The sequence below is a fragment of the Micromonospora sp. NPDC004704 genome, assembly GCF_053601675.1.
The window spans coordinates 12,776-28,416 of the sequence record NZ_JBSGCD010000003.1; the positions used below are offsets into that span (position 1 = coordinate 12,776).

The window sequence follows — 15,641 nt, forward strand, 5'->3', positions numbered from 1 at the left end:
CACCGACCGTGGAGGAATCGAATGACCTCACTCGATCGACGTACCCTGTTGCGCGCCGGACTGGTCAGCGGCGCCGGACTCGCCGGCGGAGCGCTGCTCGGCGCGGCCGGCGCGTCCGCCGGCGGACCCGCCGCCCCGGCCTGGCGGCCCAGCGGGCGACCGGTGCTCACCCACGGCGTCCAGAGCGGCGACGCCACCGCCGACTCCGCGGTGGTCTGGACCCGGGCGGACCGGGCCGGTCGACTGCACGTCGAGGTCAGCCGCCGGCCCGACTTCCGTGGGGCCCGCCGGATCCGCGGGCCGCTGCTGGCCCCGTCCGGCGACTTCACCGGCAAGGTACGCCTGCGTGACCTGCCCGGCGGCGAACGGCTGCACTACCGGGTACGGGTGGAGAGCCTGGACCGGCCCGGCCTGCTCAGCGAGCCGCTGGTCGGGTCGCTGCGTACCGCTCCGGGGTCGGGGCGCCGGGCGGACCTGCGGTTCGTCTGGACCGGTGACATCGTCGGCCAGGGCTGGGGCATCGCGTCCGACTTCGGTGGCATGAAGATCTTCGAGTCGATGCGGGCGGTCCGGCCGGACTTCTTCCTGTGCAGCGGGGACACCGTCTACTCCGACGGACCGCTGGCCGAGACGGTGGCGCTGCCCGACGGGCGGATCTGGCGCAACCTGGTCACCCCGGAGAAGAGCAAGGTCGCCGAGACCCTGGCCGAGTACCGGGGGCAGTTCGCGTACAACCTGCTCGACGAGCACCTGCGGGCATTCGCCGCCGAGGTGCCGCAGATCAACCAGTGGGACGACCACGAGGTGACCAACAACTGGTACCCGGGGGAGATCCTCGCCGACGACCGCTACACCGAGAAGCGGGTCGACGTGCTCGCCGGGCGGGCCCGGCAGGCGTTCCACGAGTGGTTGCCGACCCCGGGCGACGGGCGGCTCTACCGGAAGCTCTCGTACGGGCCGCTGCTCGACGTGTTCGTACTGGACATGCGGACGTACAAGGACGCCAACGACGGCAACACGTACGCCGACCCGAACCGGGGGCTGCTCGGGCGGGCCCAGCGGGAGTGGCTGATCCGGGAGCTGAAGCAGTCCCGGGCGACCTGGAAGGTGATCGCCAACGACCTGCCGATCGGGCTGGTCGTACCGGACGGGTCGACCGCGCAGGAAGGGGTGGCGCAGGGCGACAACGGGCTGCCCGCCGGGCGTGAGCTGGAGTTCGCCGAGGTGCTCCGGGCAGCGCACCGCGGCGGCGTACGCGGAATCGTGTTCGTGACCGCGGACGTCCACTACACCGCGGCGCACCACTACGACCCGGCCCGGGCGGCGGTGCGCGACTTCACCCCGTTCTGGGAGTTCGTCTCCGGGCCCGCGCACGCCGGTGCATTCGGCCCGAACGCCCTCGACGGGACGTTCGGCCCCAAGGCGGTCTTCGTCAACGCCCCGCCCGCGGCCAACACCTCGCCCGCCGACGGCTTCCAACACTTCGGCGAGATCACCATCAACGCCCACTCGGCGGCCCTCACCGTCCACCTCCGCAACCGCAACGGCCACTCCCTCTGGTCCACCACCCTCCCCGCCCCCCGCTAACCGGCGCGTTGATCATGAAGTTAGCGACGGTTCGATCATCGTTCCGTGTTGCTAACTTCATGATCAACGCCCTGGGGGTGGGTGGGGGTGGGGTTAGTCGGGGGCGGGGTTGGGGGTGGGGCGGGTAGGGTGGGGGGACAGGCGATGATCTGGCTATCACCGGGGAGCCTCCGGAAGAAACGGTGGGATCCCGTGAGGGGTGCCGGCGGAGTAGAACCGGACGGGGCCGGCCCGTCACAGCCGACGAACGAGCGGGCGGTCGATCCTTGGCCGTCAAGCGGGGTGGTACCGCGGGTCCCGCGGCGCGTCGGCTGTCCGGCGTACCGTTCGGCTCGTCCTCGCAGTCCACTGACAGTGAGCTGCACCGAGGAGAGCGACCCCCGATGGCGTATCCCAAGCACGCGTCCGACGGCACGGGCGTACCGGCGAGCCCCGACCTGCCCGCGGTCGAGCGCCGCGTGCTGGAGCACTGGACCTCGGACAAGACGTTCGAGGCGAGCGTCGAGCAGCGACCGGCCGGCGACAACGGCGCCAACGAGTACGTCTTCTACGACGGCCCGCCGTTCGCCAACGGCCTGCCGCACTACGGCCACCTCTTCACCGGCTACGTCAAGGACGTGGTCCCGCGCTACCAGACCATGCGCGGCCGGCGGGTCGAGCGGCGGTTCGGCTGGGACACCCACGGCCTGCCCGCCGAGGTGGTCGCCGAACGGCAGCTCGGCATCACCACCAAGGCCGAGATCATCGACCTCGGGGTGGCGAAGTTCAACGACGTCTGCCGTACGTCGGTGCTGCAGTACACCCAGGACTGGGAGCGGTACGTCAACCGGCAGGCACGCTGGGTCGACTTCGGCAACGACTACAAGACCCTCGACCTGGACTACATGGAAAGCGTCATGTGGGCCTTCCAGACCCTGCACCGCAAGGGCCTGATCTACGAGGGTTTCCGGGTCCTGGCGTACTGCATGCGCTGCGAGACGCCGCTGTCGAACACCGAGACCCGGATGGACGACGTCTACCGGGAGCGGCACGACCCGACGCTGACCGTCTGGTTCCAGCTCGACCCGACCGCCGACGGCCAACCCGGCGAGAAGATCGGCGTCTGGACCACCACGCCCTGGACGCTCCCGTCCAACCTGGCGCTCGCCGTCGGCCCAGACATCGAGTACGCCGTACTCGAGCGCGACGGCCAGCGGTACATCGTCGGCGCCGTGCGGGTCGGTGCGTACGCCAAGGAGCTGGAGGGTTACACCCAGGTCGGCACGGTGTACGGCCGTGACCTGGTCGGACGCCGCTACACCCCGCTGTACGACTTCCTGGTCGAGCCGGCCGGACCGAACGCGTTCCAGGTGCTCGGGGCGGAGTTCGTCACCACCGAGGACGGCACCGGTGTGGTCCACCTCGCCCCGGCGTTCGGTGAGGACGACCAGAACGCCTGCAACGCCGCCGGCATCCCGACCATCGTCACCGTGGACGACCACGCCCGGTTCACCGCGCTCGTGCCGACGTACCAGGGCGAGCAGGTCTTCGACGTCAACAAGCCGGTGATCCGGGAGCTGAAGGACCGGGGGGTGGTGCTGCGGCAGGACACGTACACCCACTCGTACCCGCACTGCTGGCGCTGCGACACCCCGCTGATCTACAAGGCGGTGTCGTCCTGGTTCGTGGAGGTGACCCGCTTCCGGGACCGGATGGTCGAGCTGAACCAGGAGATCAACTGGACGCCGGGGCACGTCAAGGACGGGTCGTTCGGCAAGTGGCTGGCGAACGCCCGCGACTGGTCGATCAGCCGTAACCGGTTCTGGGGGTCGCCGATCCCGGTCTGGAAGTCCGACGACCCGAACTACCCCCGGGTCGACGTCTACGGCTCGCTGGACGAGATCGAGCGGGACTTCGGCGTACGGATCACCGACCTGCACCGGCCGGTGGTCGACGACCTGGTCCGCCCGAACCCGGACGACCCGACCGGGAAGTCGACGATGCGCCGGGTGCCCGAGGTCCTGGACTGCTGGTTCGAGTCCGGGTCGATGCCGTTCGCCCAGGTGCACTACCCGTTCGAGAACCGGGACTGGTTCGAGGACCACTACCCGGGCGACTTCATCGTCGAGTACATCGGCCAGACCCGCGGCTGGTTCTACACCATGCACGTACTGGCCACAGCGCTGTTCGACCGGCCCGCGTTCCGTAACTGCCTGGCGCACGGCATCCTGCAGGGCGCCGACGGGCGCAAGATGTCCAAGAGCCTGAACAACTACCCGGACGTCTACGGCGTCTTCGACTCGTACGGGTCGGACGCGATGCGCTGGATGCTGATGTCCTCGCCGGTGCTGCGCGGCGGTGACATGCCGGTGACCGAGGTCGGGATCCGGGACGCCGTACGTCAGGTGCTGCTGCCGCTCTGGAACGTCTGGTACTTCTTCTCCCTCTACGCCAACGCCGACGGCTACGAGGCGAGGAGGGTCGCGCCGGAATCGGCGGGCACGGGAGGGGGCGGGCTGCTGGACCGGTACGTGCTGGCCAAGACCGGCGAACTGGTTGGCACCGTGCAGACCCAGCTCGACGAGTACGACATCTCCGGCGCCTGCGCCACCGTCCGGTCGTTCCTCGACGCGCTCACCAACTGGTACGTCCGCCGTTCCCGGGACCGGTTCTGGTCCGGCGACCGGCAGGCGTTCGACACCCTCTACACCGTGCTGGAGACGCTCTGCCGGGTGGTCGCGCCGCTGGCGCCGCTGACCGCTGAGGAGATCTGGCGGGGGTTGACCGGCGAGCGCTCGGTGCACCTGACCGACTGGCCGGACGCGGCCGAGTTCCCGGCCGACCACGACCTGGTCAGCGCGATGGACAACGCCCGTACGGTCTGCTCGGTGGCGCTGTCGCTGCGCAAGGCGAAGGGGCTGCGGGTCCGCCTGCCGCTGTCGTCGCTGACCGTGGCCAGCTCGAACGCGAACGCCCTGGAGCCGTTCGCCGACCTGATCGCCGACGAGGTCAACGTCAAGACGGTCCTGTTCACCACCGAACTGGCCGGCTACTGCGAGCAGGTCCTGACGGTGGTGCCCCGGGCACTCGGGCCGCGCATCGGCGGGCAGGTCCAGACGGTGATCAGGGCGGTCAAGGCGGGCGACTGGTCGCTGGTCGACGGTGCGCCGGTCGCCGCCGGGGTCACCCTCCAGGAGGGCGAGTACGAGCTGCGCCTGGTCGCCGCCGACGTCGAGCACTCGGCACCGTTGCCGGGCGGCGAGGGGGTGGTGGTGCTGGACACCACGGTCACCGCCGAACTCGCCGCCGAGGGACTGGCCCGGGACGTCGTACGGGTGGTGCAGCAGGCCCGTCGGGCGGCCGACCTGGACGTGTCGGACCGGATCGGGGTGGCCCTGTCGGCGTCCCCGGAGGTGGCGGCGGCGGTCGAGGCGTACCACGACTTCGTCGCGGCCGAGGTGCTCGCCGACCTCATCACGGTCAACGCGACCACCGGCGAACTGCCGGGCGCCTTCACCGGCGAGGTCGGCGAGGGCGAGCCGGTCGCGGTGACCGTCCAACGCTCCTGAGGCGAACGGGAGGGCCCCTTCTCATCGCGTTTTGGGTGAGGAGGGGCCCTTCTCGACCACCGTCCGACCGCGCTCGGCAGCCGGGCGAGGCGTCGATGGCGGTGGTCGTGGAGGGGGTTGGCCGGCGGTTGGTGAGATGGAACGCTGGCGATGCTGAAGTCGGAGCGACTCTGGCCTACCATCGGTGCGGCGGCGAGGGCCGTCGCGACCGGTGGGCCCGGCGCTGACCAGGGGAGGCCGCGTGCCGCTGCTCTACACCGTCGGCAAAGTCACCGTCGGTACCGCGATGAACCTGGTGTGGCGGCCGACGGTCGAGGGGCTGGAGAACGTACCGACCAGCGGCGGCGCGATCATCGCGGGCAACCACCTCTCGGTTGCCGACGAGCTTTTCCTCGGTTCGGTGGTGCCCCGGCACATCTCCTTCTGGGCCAAGGCGGAGTACTTCACCGGGACCGGGTTCCGGGGCTGGCTGAGCCGGTCGGTGATCGGCGGGCTGGGCGCGATCCGGGTCGAACGCGGTGGCGGACGGGCCGCCCTCTCGGCCTTCGACGGGGCGATCCCGGTGCTGCGCGGCGGCGAACTGGTCGCGATCTATCCCGAGGGCACCCGGTCGCCCGACGGGCGCCTCTACCGGGGGCGTACCGGCACGGCCCGGCTGGCGATGGCGGCCGGGGTGCCGATCATCCCGGTCGGCATGATCGGGACCGACCGGGTCCAGCCGATCGGGGTCCGGGTGCCCCGACCCAACGCCCGCGGCGTCGTGGTGCGTTTCGGCAAGCCGATCGACGTGAGCGGACGGCAGGACGACCGCACCACGCTGCGCGAGGTCACCGACGAGCTGATGGCCGAGATCCAACGGCTCACCGGCCAGGAGTACGTGCCGCGGTACGCCCCGGCCCGGGTGAGCCCGACCTCCGACCCCACCGACGGCTGACCACGGTCCGGCCCGGTGCCGAACCGGCTCCGGGTCACGGTGCCTGCGACCCGCGTTCCTTCTCCTGGTCCCGGATCGCGGGTACGTCGTCGAGCCGGTCGAGTTGGCGCAGGGTGCGGACCAACCGGGGACTGCTGGGCAGGCGTTCCCGGTTGCGGTCGAGGAAGACCCAGTGCCCGGCGGTGTACGGGCAGGCGTTCTCGCCGAGGTGCTGCTTCGGGTCGTACCGGCAGCCCCCGCAGTAGTCGCTCATCCTGTTGACGTACGCCCCGCCGCCCACGTACGGCTTGGTGCTCAACTGGCCGAGGTCGGCGTACGGGTTCATGCCGACGACGTTGGCGGTCAGCACCCACTCGTGGCCGTCGACGAACGACCGCTGGAACCAGTCGACCACCTCCGACGGGCGCCACCCGCGCTGCAACGCGTAGTTGGCGAGAACCATGAGTCGGGGGACGTGATGGACCCAGCCCCGGTCCCGTACCCCGGCCAGGACGTCGGCGAGGCAGCGGGCCTGCACCGCGTCGGCGTCGAGATTGCCGAACCACGACGGCACCGATCTGCGGGCGCCGACCCGGTCGCCGCCACGGTTCCCGGCGTCGAAGTACCAGTAGAGGTGCCAGACGAAGTCCCGCCAGCCGAGAAGCTGACGGACGAATGCCTCCACACTGGATAGCGGCGCGTCCTGCTCCCGGTAGGCCTGCTCGGCGCCCCGGATCGCCTCCATCGGGTCGAGCAGACCGAGATTGAGCGACGGCGAGAGCAGGCTGTGCGCCATGAACGGGTCGGTGCCGAGCATCGCGTTCTCGTACGGCCCGAAACTCGGTAGCCGGTGCCGCAGGAAGTGCCGCAGCCGGTCGGTCGCCTCGGCCCGGGTGGCGGGGAACAGCCGTGGCCCGTCCCGGCCCACGAACCGGATGCCCTCCGCCGCCCACCGGTCCAGGTCGTACCGGACCTCCGCGTCGATGTCGTCCTCCTCCGGCAGCGGCGGCGGGGGGACGTCGAGGGGTTCGGACTCCTTCGGCGGCGGCTGCCGGTTGTCGGCGTCGAGGCTCCACCGGCCCCCGACCGGGTCGTCGCCGTCGAGCAGCACCCGGTGCTGGCGGCGGGCGTGGCGGTAGAAGTCGTCCAGCCGCATCGCACCCCGCCGGTCGTCGGCCCAGGCGGTGAAGTCGGTGGTGCTGGTGACAAAACCGCGTGGCGGCAGCACGGTCACCCGCTCCAGGGACCGCACCAGGTCACGGGCTCGACGCGAGGTCGGGTGGCAGACGTCGATCGGTTCGGGGACCTGCCGCAGGCCATCCCGGTAGGTCTCCGCCCGTACATATGTTGCCTGGTCGCCAAGCTCGGCGGCCCGGTGCCGGAGCGCGGACAGGATCAGGTGGGCCTTCTGCCGGTGGAACGCGCGCCGACGGAACACCGCTTTCGACTCGATCAGGAGTACCTGCTGGTCGTGGTCGTCGAGGAAGTGCGGCCCGAGTTGGTCTGCGAAGATCCAGCGCCGCGACATCACCCGATTCTGCACGGCGCGGCTGAGTTCACCCGTAGCCTGCCCGTGGATCGACTGTGTCTCCGGTCACATGAAGTATGGTCATTCGTGACGGATGATCTCCGTCCGGAGTCGCGTCAGCAGGTCCGCACTGTCCTGTACCGACAGCTGGGTGAACAGGACCGTGCCGAGGCTGCCGTGGTCGGCCCAGGAGCAGACCACCACGTCACTGCGTCCGGCCTGACCGACGCCGCAGCGCTGGAACTCGCCCCGTACCCCGGTGTCGATCGGCTGGACGTCGCTCAGCGCGTACTCGTTGCCGAGTTGCGCCATCGCGGCGTCGAGATCCTGTTCCGGGTTCCACCGGAAGCCGGTGCTGCCGAAGATGGTGACGACCTTCTCGTTCGGGTCGGTGTAGACCCCGGCGAAGGTGTCGCCGAACAGGTCACTCGTGGCCATCTGCTCCTTGAGCTGGTTGGTGAGCTGCTCGCTGGCCCTGTCCTCCCGCTTGTGCAGGTCGAACACCTCGGCCGGCAGGGTGGCGGTGACCGGGTACTGCTCCCACATCGGCTTGGCGTACCAGCCCGGCACCCCGCAGCAGCAGGCGACGCCGAGCAGCGACAGCACCAGCATCACCCTCGGCCAGCGCCGCCGGCGCCGGCCGGTCACCGCCACGTACCCGGGCGGCGCCCGCCATCCCGGCGGCGGCGCGGCGGTGGGGCCCCGGCCGGGCGGCGGATCGTCGCGGCGTCCGCGCCGGGACTTCGCCGGCACCTTGGCCACCGGGACGGATGCCGGGGCCGGCGGCCGACCGGACCGGGCCGGCGGGGGAGGAGGCGGCGGCGGGGGAACGGCGGCGGGCGCCGCCGGCGGCGGGCCCGCCGAGAACGGCCGGGTCGCGGGGTACGGACGCACCGGCGGATGCGGCGAAACCGGCGGGTACGCCTGCGCTGGCGCCCCGGCCCGGTACGGCTCGCCCGCTGCCGTCGGTCGGTACGGCTCCGCCGGCGACGTTGGGTGGTACGGCTCCGCCGGCGACGTTGGCTGGTACGGCTCTGCCGGCGAGATCGACGCCACGTGTGCCGCCCACGGCTCCGGATCCGCCGCCGCCCACGGGTCGACCGGGGTGTCCCGGTCCGGGATCTCCTGACCGTGGTGGCTGTGCCCGTGGCCACCCTGGTCGTGCTGTCCCTGACCGTGGTGACCCTGCCCCGGATGGCCCTGGTCGTGGTGGTCCGGTTCGACGGCCGGTAACCGCAGGGTCGGGTTGCGGGGGACCGGCACGTCCCGATTCCCGCCGCCCAGGGAACGGCGTTTCTTCGGCGCCGGTGGAGGAACCGCCGCCGATCCGGTCCAGCGCGGCGGCGCCGGCTCGGTCACCGGCTCGTCCGACCCGCTCGCCGGTTCGTCCCCGGCTGCCGGCTTCTCCGCCTCGGCCGGTGCGTCCCCGGCTTCCGATGTCTCCACCTTCGTCGGGGGCGTGTCCGGCGACGTTTTCGGGGTCTCTGCCTCTGTCGGCGGCTGGTCCGTGGGGGCGTCGGCTGTTGGCGTCCCGTTCGGGCGGGTGTCCGGGCCGGTCGGTGGCTCCGGGTCCGCGGTGGCGGTCGGCTCGGCGGGCCGCCGCTCCGGTGTCGGGGCGGGGACCGATGGCTCGGACGGTCGGGACTGGCCTGCCGGTGGGGTGACTTCCGGCTGTGGCTCCGGCATCGGGTTGTGCTCCTCTCGCGCGCCCGTACGAGGGTAGTAGCGGCGGGCCACTGCGGCATCGACGGCCACCGGGGCATCAACCTCAACGTGCCCCGGCGACTTACGCGGCCCGCCGGGCATATGGCAACCGGTCGGCCGGGCGCGCCGCGTACCCTTGGCGGTCATGAGCGTCCCGACGACCACGACCGGCCACAGCAACAGCATCTGGCCGCAGCTCGAGCCACTGTTGCCGAAGGTGAGCAAGCCCATCCAGTACGTGGGCGGCGAGCTGGGGGCGGTTGTCAAGGAGTGGGAGTCGGCGACCGTACGCTGGGCGCTGATGTATCCGGACGCGTACGAGGTGGGGCTGCCCAACCAGGGCGTGCAGATCCTCTACGAGGTGCTCAACGAGCAGCCCGACGTGCTCGCCGAGCGGACGTACGCGGTCTGGCCCGACCTCGAGGCGTTGATGCGCGAGCACCGGGTGCCGCAGTTCACCGTCGAGGCGCACCGGCCGGTCGGCACCTTCGACCTGTTCGGCATCTCGTTCAGCACCGAACTGGGCTACACCAACCTGCTCACCGCGATCGACCTGGCCGGCATGCCGATGCTCGCCGCCGACCGGACCGACAACGACCCGGTGATCGTGGCCGGTGGGCACGCCGCGTTCAACCCGGAGCCGATCGCCGACTTCATCGACGCGGCGGTCCTCGGCGACGGTGAGGAAGCCGTACTCGAGATCACCGCGATCGTGCGGCAGTGGAAGAACGAGGGATCTCCGGGCGGGCGCGACGAGTTGCTGCTGCGGCTGGCCCGGACCGAGAGCGTCTACGTCCCGAAGTTCTACGACGTCGACTACCTGCCCGACGGCCGGATCCAGCGGGTCGTGCCGAACCGGGCGGACGTGCCGTTCCGGGTACACAAGCGCACGACGATGGACCTCGACGCGTGGCCGTACCCGAAGAAGCCCCTGGTCCCGCTCGCCGAAACGGTGCACGAGCGGTACGCGGTGGAGATCTTCCGGGGTTGCACCCGGGGTTGCCGGTTCTGCCAGGCCGGCATGATCACCCGTCCGGTACGCGAGCGGTCGATCACCACCGTCGGGCAGATGGTCCGGGACGGGCTGGAGTTCTCCGGCTTCTCCGAGGTCGGTCTGCTCTCGCTCTCCTCGGCCGACCACTCCGAGATCGGCGACATGTGCTCCGGCCTGGCCGAGCAGTACGCCGGCACCAACGTCTCGCTCTCGCTGCCCTCCACCCGGGTCGACGCGTTCAACATCGACCTGGCCCAGGAGTTGTCCCGCAACGGCCGGCGCACCGGGCTGACCTTCGCACCCGAGGGCGGCTCGGAGCGGATCCGCAAGGTGATCAACAAGATGGTGTCGGAGGAGGACCTGATCCGCACCGTGGTCACCGCGTACACCAACGGGTGGCGGCAGGTGAAGCTCTACTTCATGTGCGGGCTGCCGAGCGAGACCGACGAGGACGTACTCCAGATCGCCCGGCTCGCGCACGAGGTGATCAAGGCCGGGCGGGCGGCGACGGGGTCGAAGGACATCCGCTGCACCGTCTCCATCGGCGGTTTCGTACCCAAGCCGCACACCCCGTTCCAGTGGGCGAAGATGGAGACGCCGGAGGTCATCGACAACCGCCTCCGGCTGCTCAAGCAGGCGATCAACTCCGACCGGTCGCTGGGCCGGGCGATCAGCTACCGCTATCACGACGGCGAGCCGTCGCTGATCGAAGGGCTGCTCTCCCGTGGTGACCGCCGGGTCGGCGCGGTGATCCGCCGCGTCTGGGAGGGCGGGGGTCGGTTCGACGGCTGGAGCGAGCACTTCTCCTACCAGCGCTGGGTGACCGCCGCCGCCGAGGTCCTGCCGACCTTCGGTGTCGACCTGGACTGGTACACCACCCGCCAGCGCGAGGAGCTGGAGGTCCTGCCCTGGGACCACCTCGACTCCGGCCTGGACAAGGACTGGCTCTGGCAGGACTGGCAGGACTCGATGTCCGAGTTCGAGCAGGATGACTGCCGGTGGACCCCGTGTTTCGACTGCGGTGTCTGTCCCTCGATGGACACCGAGATCCAGATCGGGCCGACCGGCAAGAAGCTGCTGCCGCTCACGCCGCTCAACTCCGGGCTGCGAGCGCCGGCCGGCGCCTGACCAGGGCTGCCGCCGGCCGCCGCAGGCCGTACCCATCCGAGCCGGTCGGGCCACGCCCGCTCGGCCGCCACACCGAGGAGCACCACGATCAGCAAGAAAAACCAGCCAGAGGGTGGTCAGGCGCCGGTCGTACAGCGGATCCGGATCAGGTACGCCAAGCGCGGGCCGCTCCGGTTCACCTCGCACCGCGACTTCGCCCGCGCGTTCGAGCGGGCCCTGCGCCGTGCCGGCGTACCGGTGGCCTTCTCCCAGGGCTTCACCCCGCACCCCAAGATCTCGTACGCCAGCGCGGCACCCACCGGTACCGCGAGCGAGGCGGAGTACCTGGAGGTCGGGCTGCAGGCCGAGGTCGACCCGGAGGCACTGCGGGTCGCCCTCGACGCCTCCCTGTCGCCCGGACTCGACGTGATCGAGGTGGTGGTCGCGCACGGCGGCAGCCTGGCCGACCGGATCGACGCCTCGCACTGGCGGATCGAGTTGCCGGGGATCGGGCCCGACGTGGCACGGCAGGCGGTGGAGAAGTTTCGGGCCTCGTCCGAGGTACTGGTCGAGCGCCTGACCAAGCAGGGCCGGCGTACGTTCGACGCCCGGGACGCAGTCAGCAGGCTCGATGTGATCGACCAGACTGGGGCACCTTCCGAGGTCGCGGGCGTACCGTGTGCGATACTCGACCTAGTCATACGGCAGGTCACTCCGTCCGTACGACCCGATGACGTCCTTTCCGGCCTCCGCGTGGTGGCCGACCTGGAGCCGCCGGTGCCGCCAAGGGCTACCCGGCTGGCGCAGGGCAGTTTGACCGCGCACGGGGCGATCGCGGATCCGTTGGAGGCGGACCGCGACGGGGCAACCATCGGTGAACGCTGATCGATTCCGGCCAGCGCTCAAGTGTTAGCCAGACTTCGGTAGTCGTGCACCTGGACGCGCTGCCGGAAACACCTTTGCGGCAACCCTGCGTGGCAGCGCTCACCCGCGCCCGGGGCAGCCAGAACTGGAGAACGTCCAATGCTCGACAACGAGCCCGAGGGCGGCGAACGGACCGGCTCCCAGCCGGCCGGTGACCCCGCCGAGACCAACGACACCACGCCCGTGCGGCGCACCCGTACCACCAGGCGGCGTACGCCGTCGGCCACCGCCGAGACGACGGAGGGCGGCGCTCCGGTGGAGGCACCGGGCGAGGCCCGTACCGGCTCCGACGAGGCACCGCAGGCGGAGGTCTTCGCCCCGGTCGCCGGAGACACCGAGCCGGCGCCGAAAGTCACCCGGCGACGTCGGAAGGCGACCACCGCCGACAAGCGGGACGAACCACCGGCGGTTGTCGGTGAGCTCGGCACGGGCGGCGAGGCCGACCCCGAACTGACCGCCTCCGGCGGAGACTCCACCCAGCTCACGGGCAGTGCACCGGTCGACAGCCCCACCCCGGCCGAAGAGCCCGAGCCCACCCCGCCGGTCAAGGTCACCCGTACCCGGCGGCGCAAGGCCGTACCGGCGGCGGTCGAGGCCGAGAACATCCCCGCCGAGCCCGAGGTGACCGCGGTGACGCCGCCGGTCGCCCCGCCCGCAGCCGAGCAGGCCGCCCCCGCCGCCGACGCGGAGCAGGTGTCGCCGGGTGTCGCCGTACCGCCGACCGCCGAGACCGCACCGAGCGGCCCCGACCTCGCCGAGCCGGCAGAGGAGGAGGTGCCGCGCACCCGTCGTCGTCGCGCCGCCCTCTCCGCTCCCACCGTGCTGTTCATGGCCCCCGAGCCGGAGATCCCGCCGTCGCGGCCGACCACCCCGCCACCGGCGGTGCTGATCGAGCCGGTCGTCGCGCCCACCGACAACGAGATCATGGCCGAAGAGATCGAGGCCGAGCCGGTCGAGACCTCCCGTCGCAGGCGGCGCGGTCGCCGTACCGGGGAGCCGACCGAGCAGGTCGTCGACCTGGTCGAGCCCGCCACCGACGCCGCGACCGACGGTGAGTCGGAGCCGGTCGACCTGGACGAGGACGACGAGGACGAGGACGACGAGGCCGGTGGCCGCCGTCGTCGCCGTCGCGGACGCCGGGGTCGGGGCCGGGGCAAGGGCCCGACCGACGAGCTCGAAGACGAGGAAACCGAGGAACCGGCGCAGGCCGACGCCGAGGCCGAGGCGGAAGACGACGAGGACGACGACACCGAGGGGGGCGACGGGCTGACCCGTCGTCGCCGTCGCCGCCGCCGCAAGGGCGCCGGGGACAGCCCCGAGGGTGGTGCAAGCACTGACGACGGCGTACACACCGTCGTCAAGATCCGTGAGCCCCGCCGGACCTCCGACGAGGTGCAGGGCGTCTCCGGGTCGACCCGGCTGGAGGCCAAGCGGCAGCGCCGGCGCGACGGGCGTGAGCAGCGCCGTACCCGGCCGCCGATCCTGAGCGAGTCGGAGTTCCTGGCCCGCCGCGAGGCGGTCGACCGGGTGATGGTGGTCCGCCAGCGCGGCGACCGTACCCAGATCGCCGTGCTCGAGGACGGGGTGCTGGTCGAGCACTACGTCACCCGGGCCACCTCCGGCACCATGGCCGGCAACGTCTACCTGGGCAAGGTGCAGAACGTCCTGCCCAGCATGGAGGCGGCGTTCGTCGACGTCGGGCGCGGCCGCAACGCCGTCCTGTACGCCGGTGAGGTGAACTGGGACATGAGCGGCCTGGAGGGACGGGCCCGCTCGATCGAGCACGCGCTGCGCTCCGGCGACTCCGTGCTGGTCCAGGTGACCAAGGACCCGATCGGTCACAAGGGCGCGCGGCTGACCAGCCACATCGCCCTCTCCGGTCGGCACCTGGTCTACGTACCGAACGGCAACGCCTCCGGGATCAGCCGCAAGCTGCCGGACAACGAGCGCAAGCGGTTGCGCGACGTACTCAAGAAGCTGGTCCCGGACGGCGCGGGCGTGATCGTCCGGACCGCCGCCGAGGGCGCCAGCGAGGACGAACTCGCCCGCGACGTCAAGCGGTTGCAGGCGCAGTGGGAGGACATCCAGGCCCGGGCCGCCGAGGGCGGTGCTCCGGCTCCGCTCTACGAGGAGCCAGACCTGGTCATCCGGGTGGTCCGCGACCTGTTCAACGAGGACTTCCAAGAGCTGTTGGTGCAGGGCGACGAGGCGTACAGCCAGGTCGAGTCGTACCTGGCGCACGTCTCGCCGGACCTGGTGGCCCGGTTGCACCGGCACACCGGTACGGGCGACGTCTTCGTGGAGCGGCGGATCGACGAGCAGATCCTCAAGGGCCTGGACCGCAAGGTCTACCTCCCCTCCGGTGGTCACCTGGTGATCGACCGGACCGAGGCGATGACCGTCGTCGACGTCAACACCGGCAAGTACACCGGTGCTGGCGGCAACCTCGAGGAGACGGTCACCCGGAACAACCTGGAGGCGGCCGAGGAGATCGTCCGCCAGCTCCGGTTGCGGGACCTCGGCGGCATCGTCGTGATCGACTTCATCGACATGGTGCTGGAGTCCAACCGTGAGCTGGTGCTGCGCCGGCTCACCGAGTGCCTCGGCCGGGACCGGACCAAGCACCAGGTCACCGAGATCACCTCGCTGGGTCTGGTGCAGATGACTCGTAAGCGGATCGGTGCCGGGCTGCTGGAGGCGTTCAGCGAGACCTGTGACTGCTGCAAGGGCCGTGGCGTGATCATCCACACCGAGCCGGTGCCGGAGAAGCGTCCCCAGGCCAGCGCGAACGGCGGCGGCGACCGGGTGAAGGCGGTCGCCTCGGCGACCGTACCGAGCAGCACCGCCGCGCCGGCCGCTCCGGCGACCGAGGCGGCACCGGCGGTCAGCCGGCGTACCCGGGCACGCAAGAGTGCGGCACCGGAGCGGGTCGCGGTCGAGATCGCCGACTCCGACGAGATCGACACCATGGGGTACGACCTGTCGCGTTACGAGGTCGACACGACCGAGGCGCCGGACGACACCGACGCCGGGTCGACCGGGTCCGCCCGGTTGGCCGGTGCGGACGACCCGGACGCGTTGGGCGAGAGCGGAGAGCTCGACGAGGACGGCGAGCCGACCGAGGGTGGTGCCGGTGGCCGGCGGCGGTCGCGTCGCGGTGGCACGCGGCGGCGTACCCGTCCCTGATCCCCACCCGATCGACGTCCGGCGCCGATCCTGATCGATCTTGTGCTCCGCACCGGTTGCGTACGACGCGCCGGTGCGGTGCACTAGGGGCCGAGCGCTGAGAAGGCCCCTTCCAGGCCAAAATGCGACTGGAAGGGGCCTTTTACCATC

At 71.2% G+C, this 15,641-nt stretch carries 8 protein-coding genes; 6 read left to right on the plus strand and 2 right to left on the minus strand.

Translation table 11 applies throughout. The features are described from left to right. Nucleotides 1–21: 21 nt before the first annotated feature. The 3 genes from ACWEFB_RS04330 to ACWEFB_RS04340 all read left to right on the plus strand — a co-directional run bounded on the left by ACWEFB_RS04330 (nucleotide 22) and on the right by ACWEFB_RS04340 (nucleotide 6,069). Nucleotides 22–1,587: an alkaline phosphatase D family protein gene (locus ACWEFB_RS04330; protein WP_452282139.1), complete on the plus strand. Its 1,566-nt coding sequence runs from the start codon at nucleotides 22–24 to the stop codon at nucleotides 1,585–1,587. 383 nt (nucleotides 1,588–1,970) lie between these two features. Continuing rightward, nucleotides 1,971–5,135, plus strand: coding sequence for an isoleucine--tRNA ligase (ileS, locus tag ACWEFB_RS04335; protein ID WP_452282141.1), 3,165 nt, complete (start codon nucleotides 1,971–1,973; stop codon nucleotides 5,133–5,135). Between the two features lie 241 nt (nucleotides 5,136–5,376). Continuing rightward, nucleotides 5,377–6,069, plus strand: coding sequence for a lysophospholipid acyltransferase family protein (locus ACWEFB_RS04340; protein ID WP_326556228.1), 693 nt, complete (start codon nucleotides 5,377–5,379; stop codon nucleotides 6,067–6,069). Nucleotides 6,070–6,103: 34 nt separating this feature from the next. Here ACWEFB_RS04340 and ACWEFB_RS04345 read toward each other — a convergent pair whose 3' ends face one another. Together ACWEFB_RS04345 and ACWEFB_RS04350 are read right to left on the minus strand one after the other, a co-directional pair. Further along, a complete protein-coding gene (locus ACWEFB_RS04345) occupies nucleotides 6,104–7,576 on the minus strand; it encodes a cryptochrome/photolyase family protein (protein WP_452282143.1) in 1,473 nt (490 codons plus the stop codon). An 81-nt stretch (nucleotides 7,577–7,657) separates the two neighbouring features. Beyond that, complete coding sequence (locus ACWEFB_RS04350; protein WP_452282145.1) at nucleotides 7,658–9,262, minus strand: hypothetical protein; 1,605 nt, start codon at nucleotides 9,260–9,262, stop codon at nucleotides 7,658–7,660. A 163-nt stretch (nucleotides 9,263–9,425) separates the two neighbouring features. Here ACWEFB_RS04350 and ACWEFB_RS04355 point away from each other — a divergent pair, with 163 nt between their 5' ends. The 3 genes from ACWEFB_RS04355 to ACWEFB_RS04365 all read left to right on the plus strand — a co-directional run bounded on the left by ACWEFB_RS04355 (nucleotide 9,426) and on the right by ACWEFB_RS04365 (nucleotide 15,491). Next, nucleotides 9,426–11,402 carry a TIGR03960 family B12-binding radical SAM protein gene (locus tag ACWEFB_RS04355; RefSeq protein WP_326556232.1) on the plus strand — a complete coding sequence of 659 codons (1,977 nt, stop codon included), beginning with the start codon at nucleotides 9,426–9,428 and terminating at the stop codon, nucleotides 11,400–11,402. 144 nt (nucleotides 11,403–11,546) lie between these two features. Next, nucleotides 11,547–12,266: a TIGR03936 family radical SAM-associated protein gene (locus ACWEFB_RS04360; RefSeq protein WP_326563185.1), complete on the plus strand. Its 720-nt coding sequence runs from the start codon at nucleotides 11,547–11,549 to the stop codon at nucleotides 12,264–12,266. Nucleotides 12,267–12,404: 138 nt separating this feature from the next. Further along, on the plus strand, nucleotides 12,405–15,491 hold the full coding sequence (locus tag ACWEFB_RS04365; RefSeq protein WP_452282148.1) for an Rne/Rng family ribonuclease: 3,087 nt from the start codon (nucleotides 12,405–12,407) through the stop codon (nucleotides 15,489–15,491). Nucleotides 15,492–15,641 lie beyond the last annotated feature (150 nt).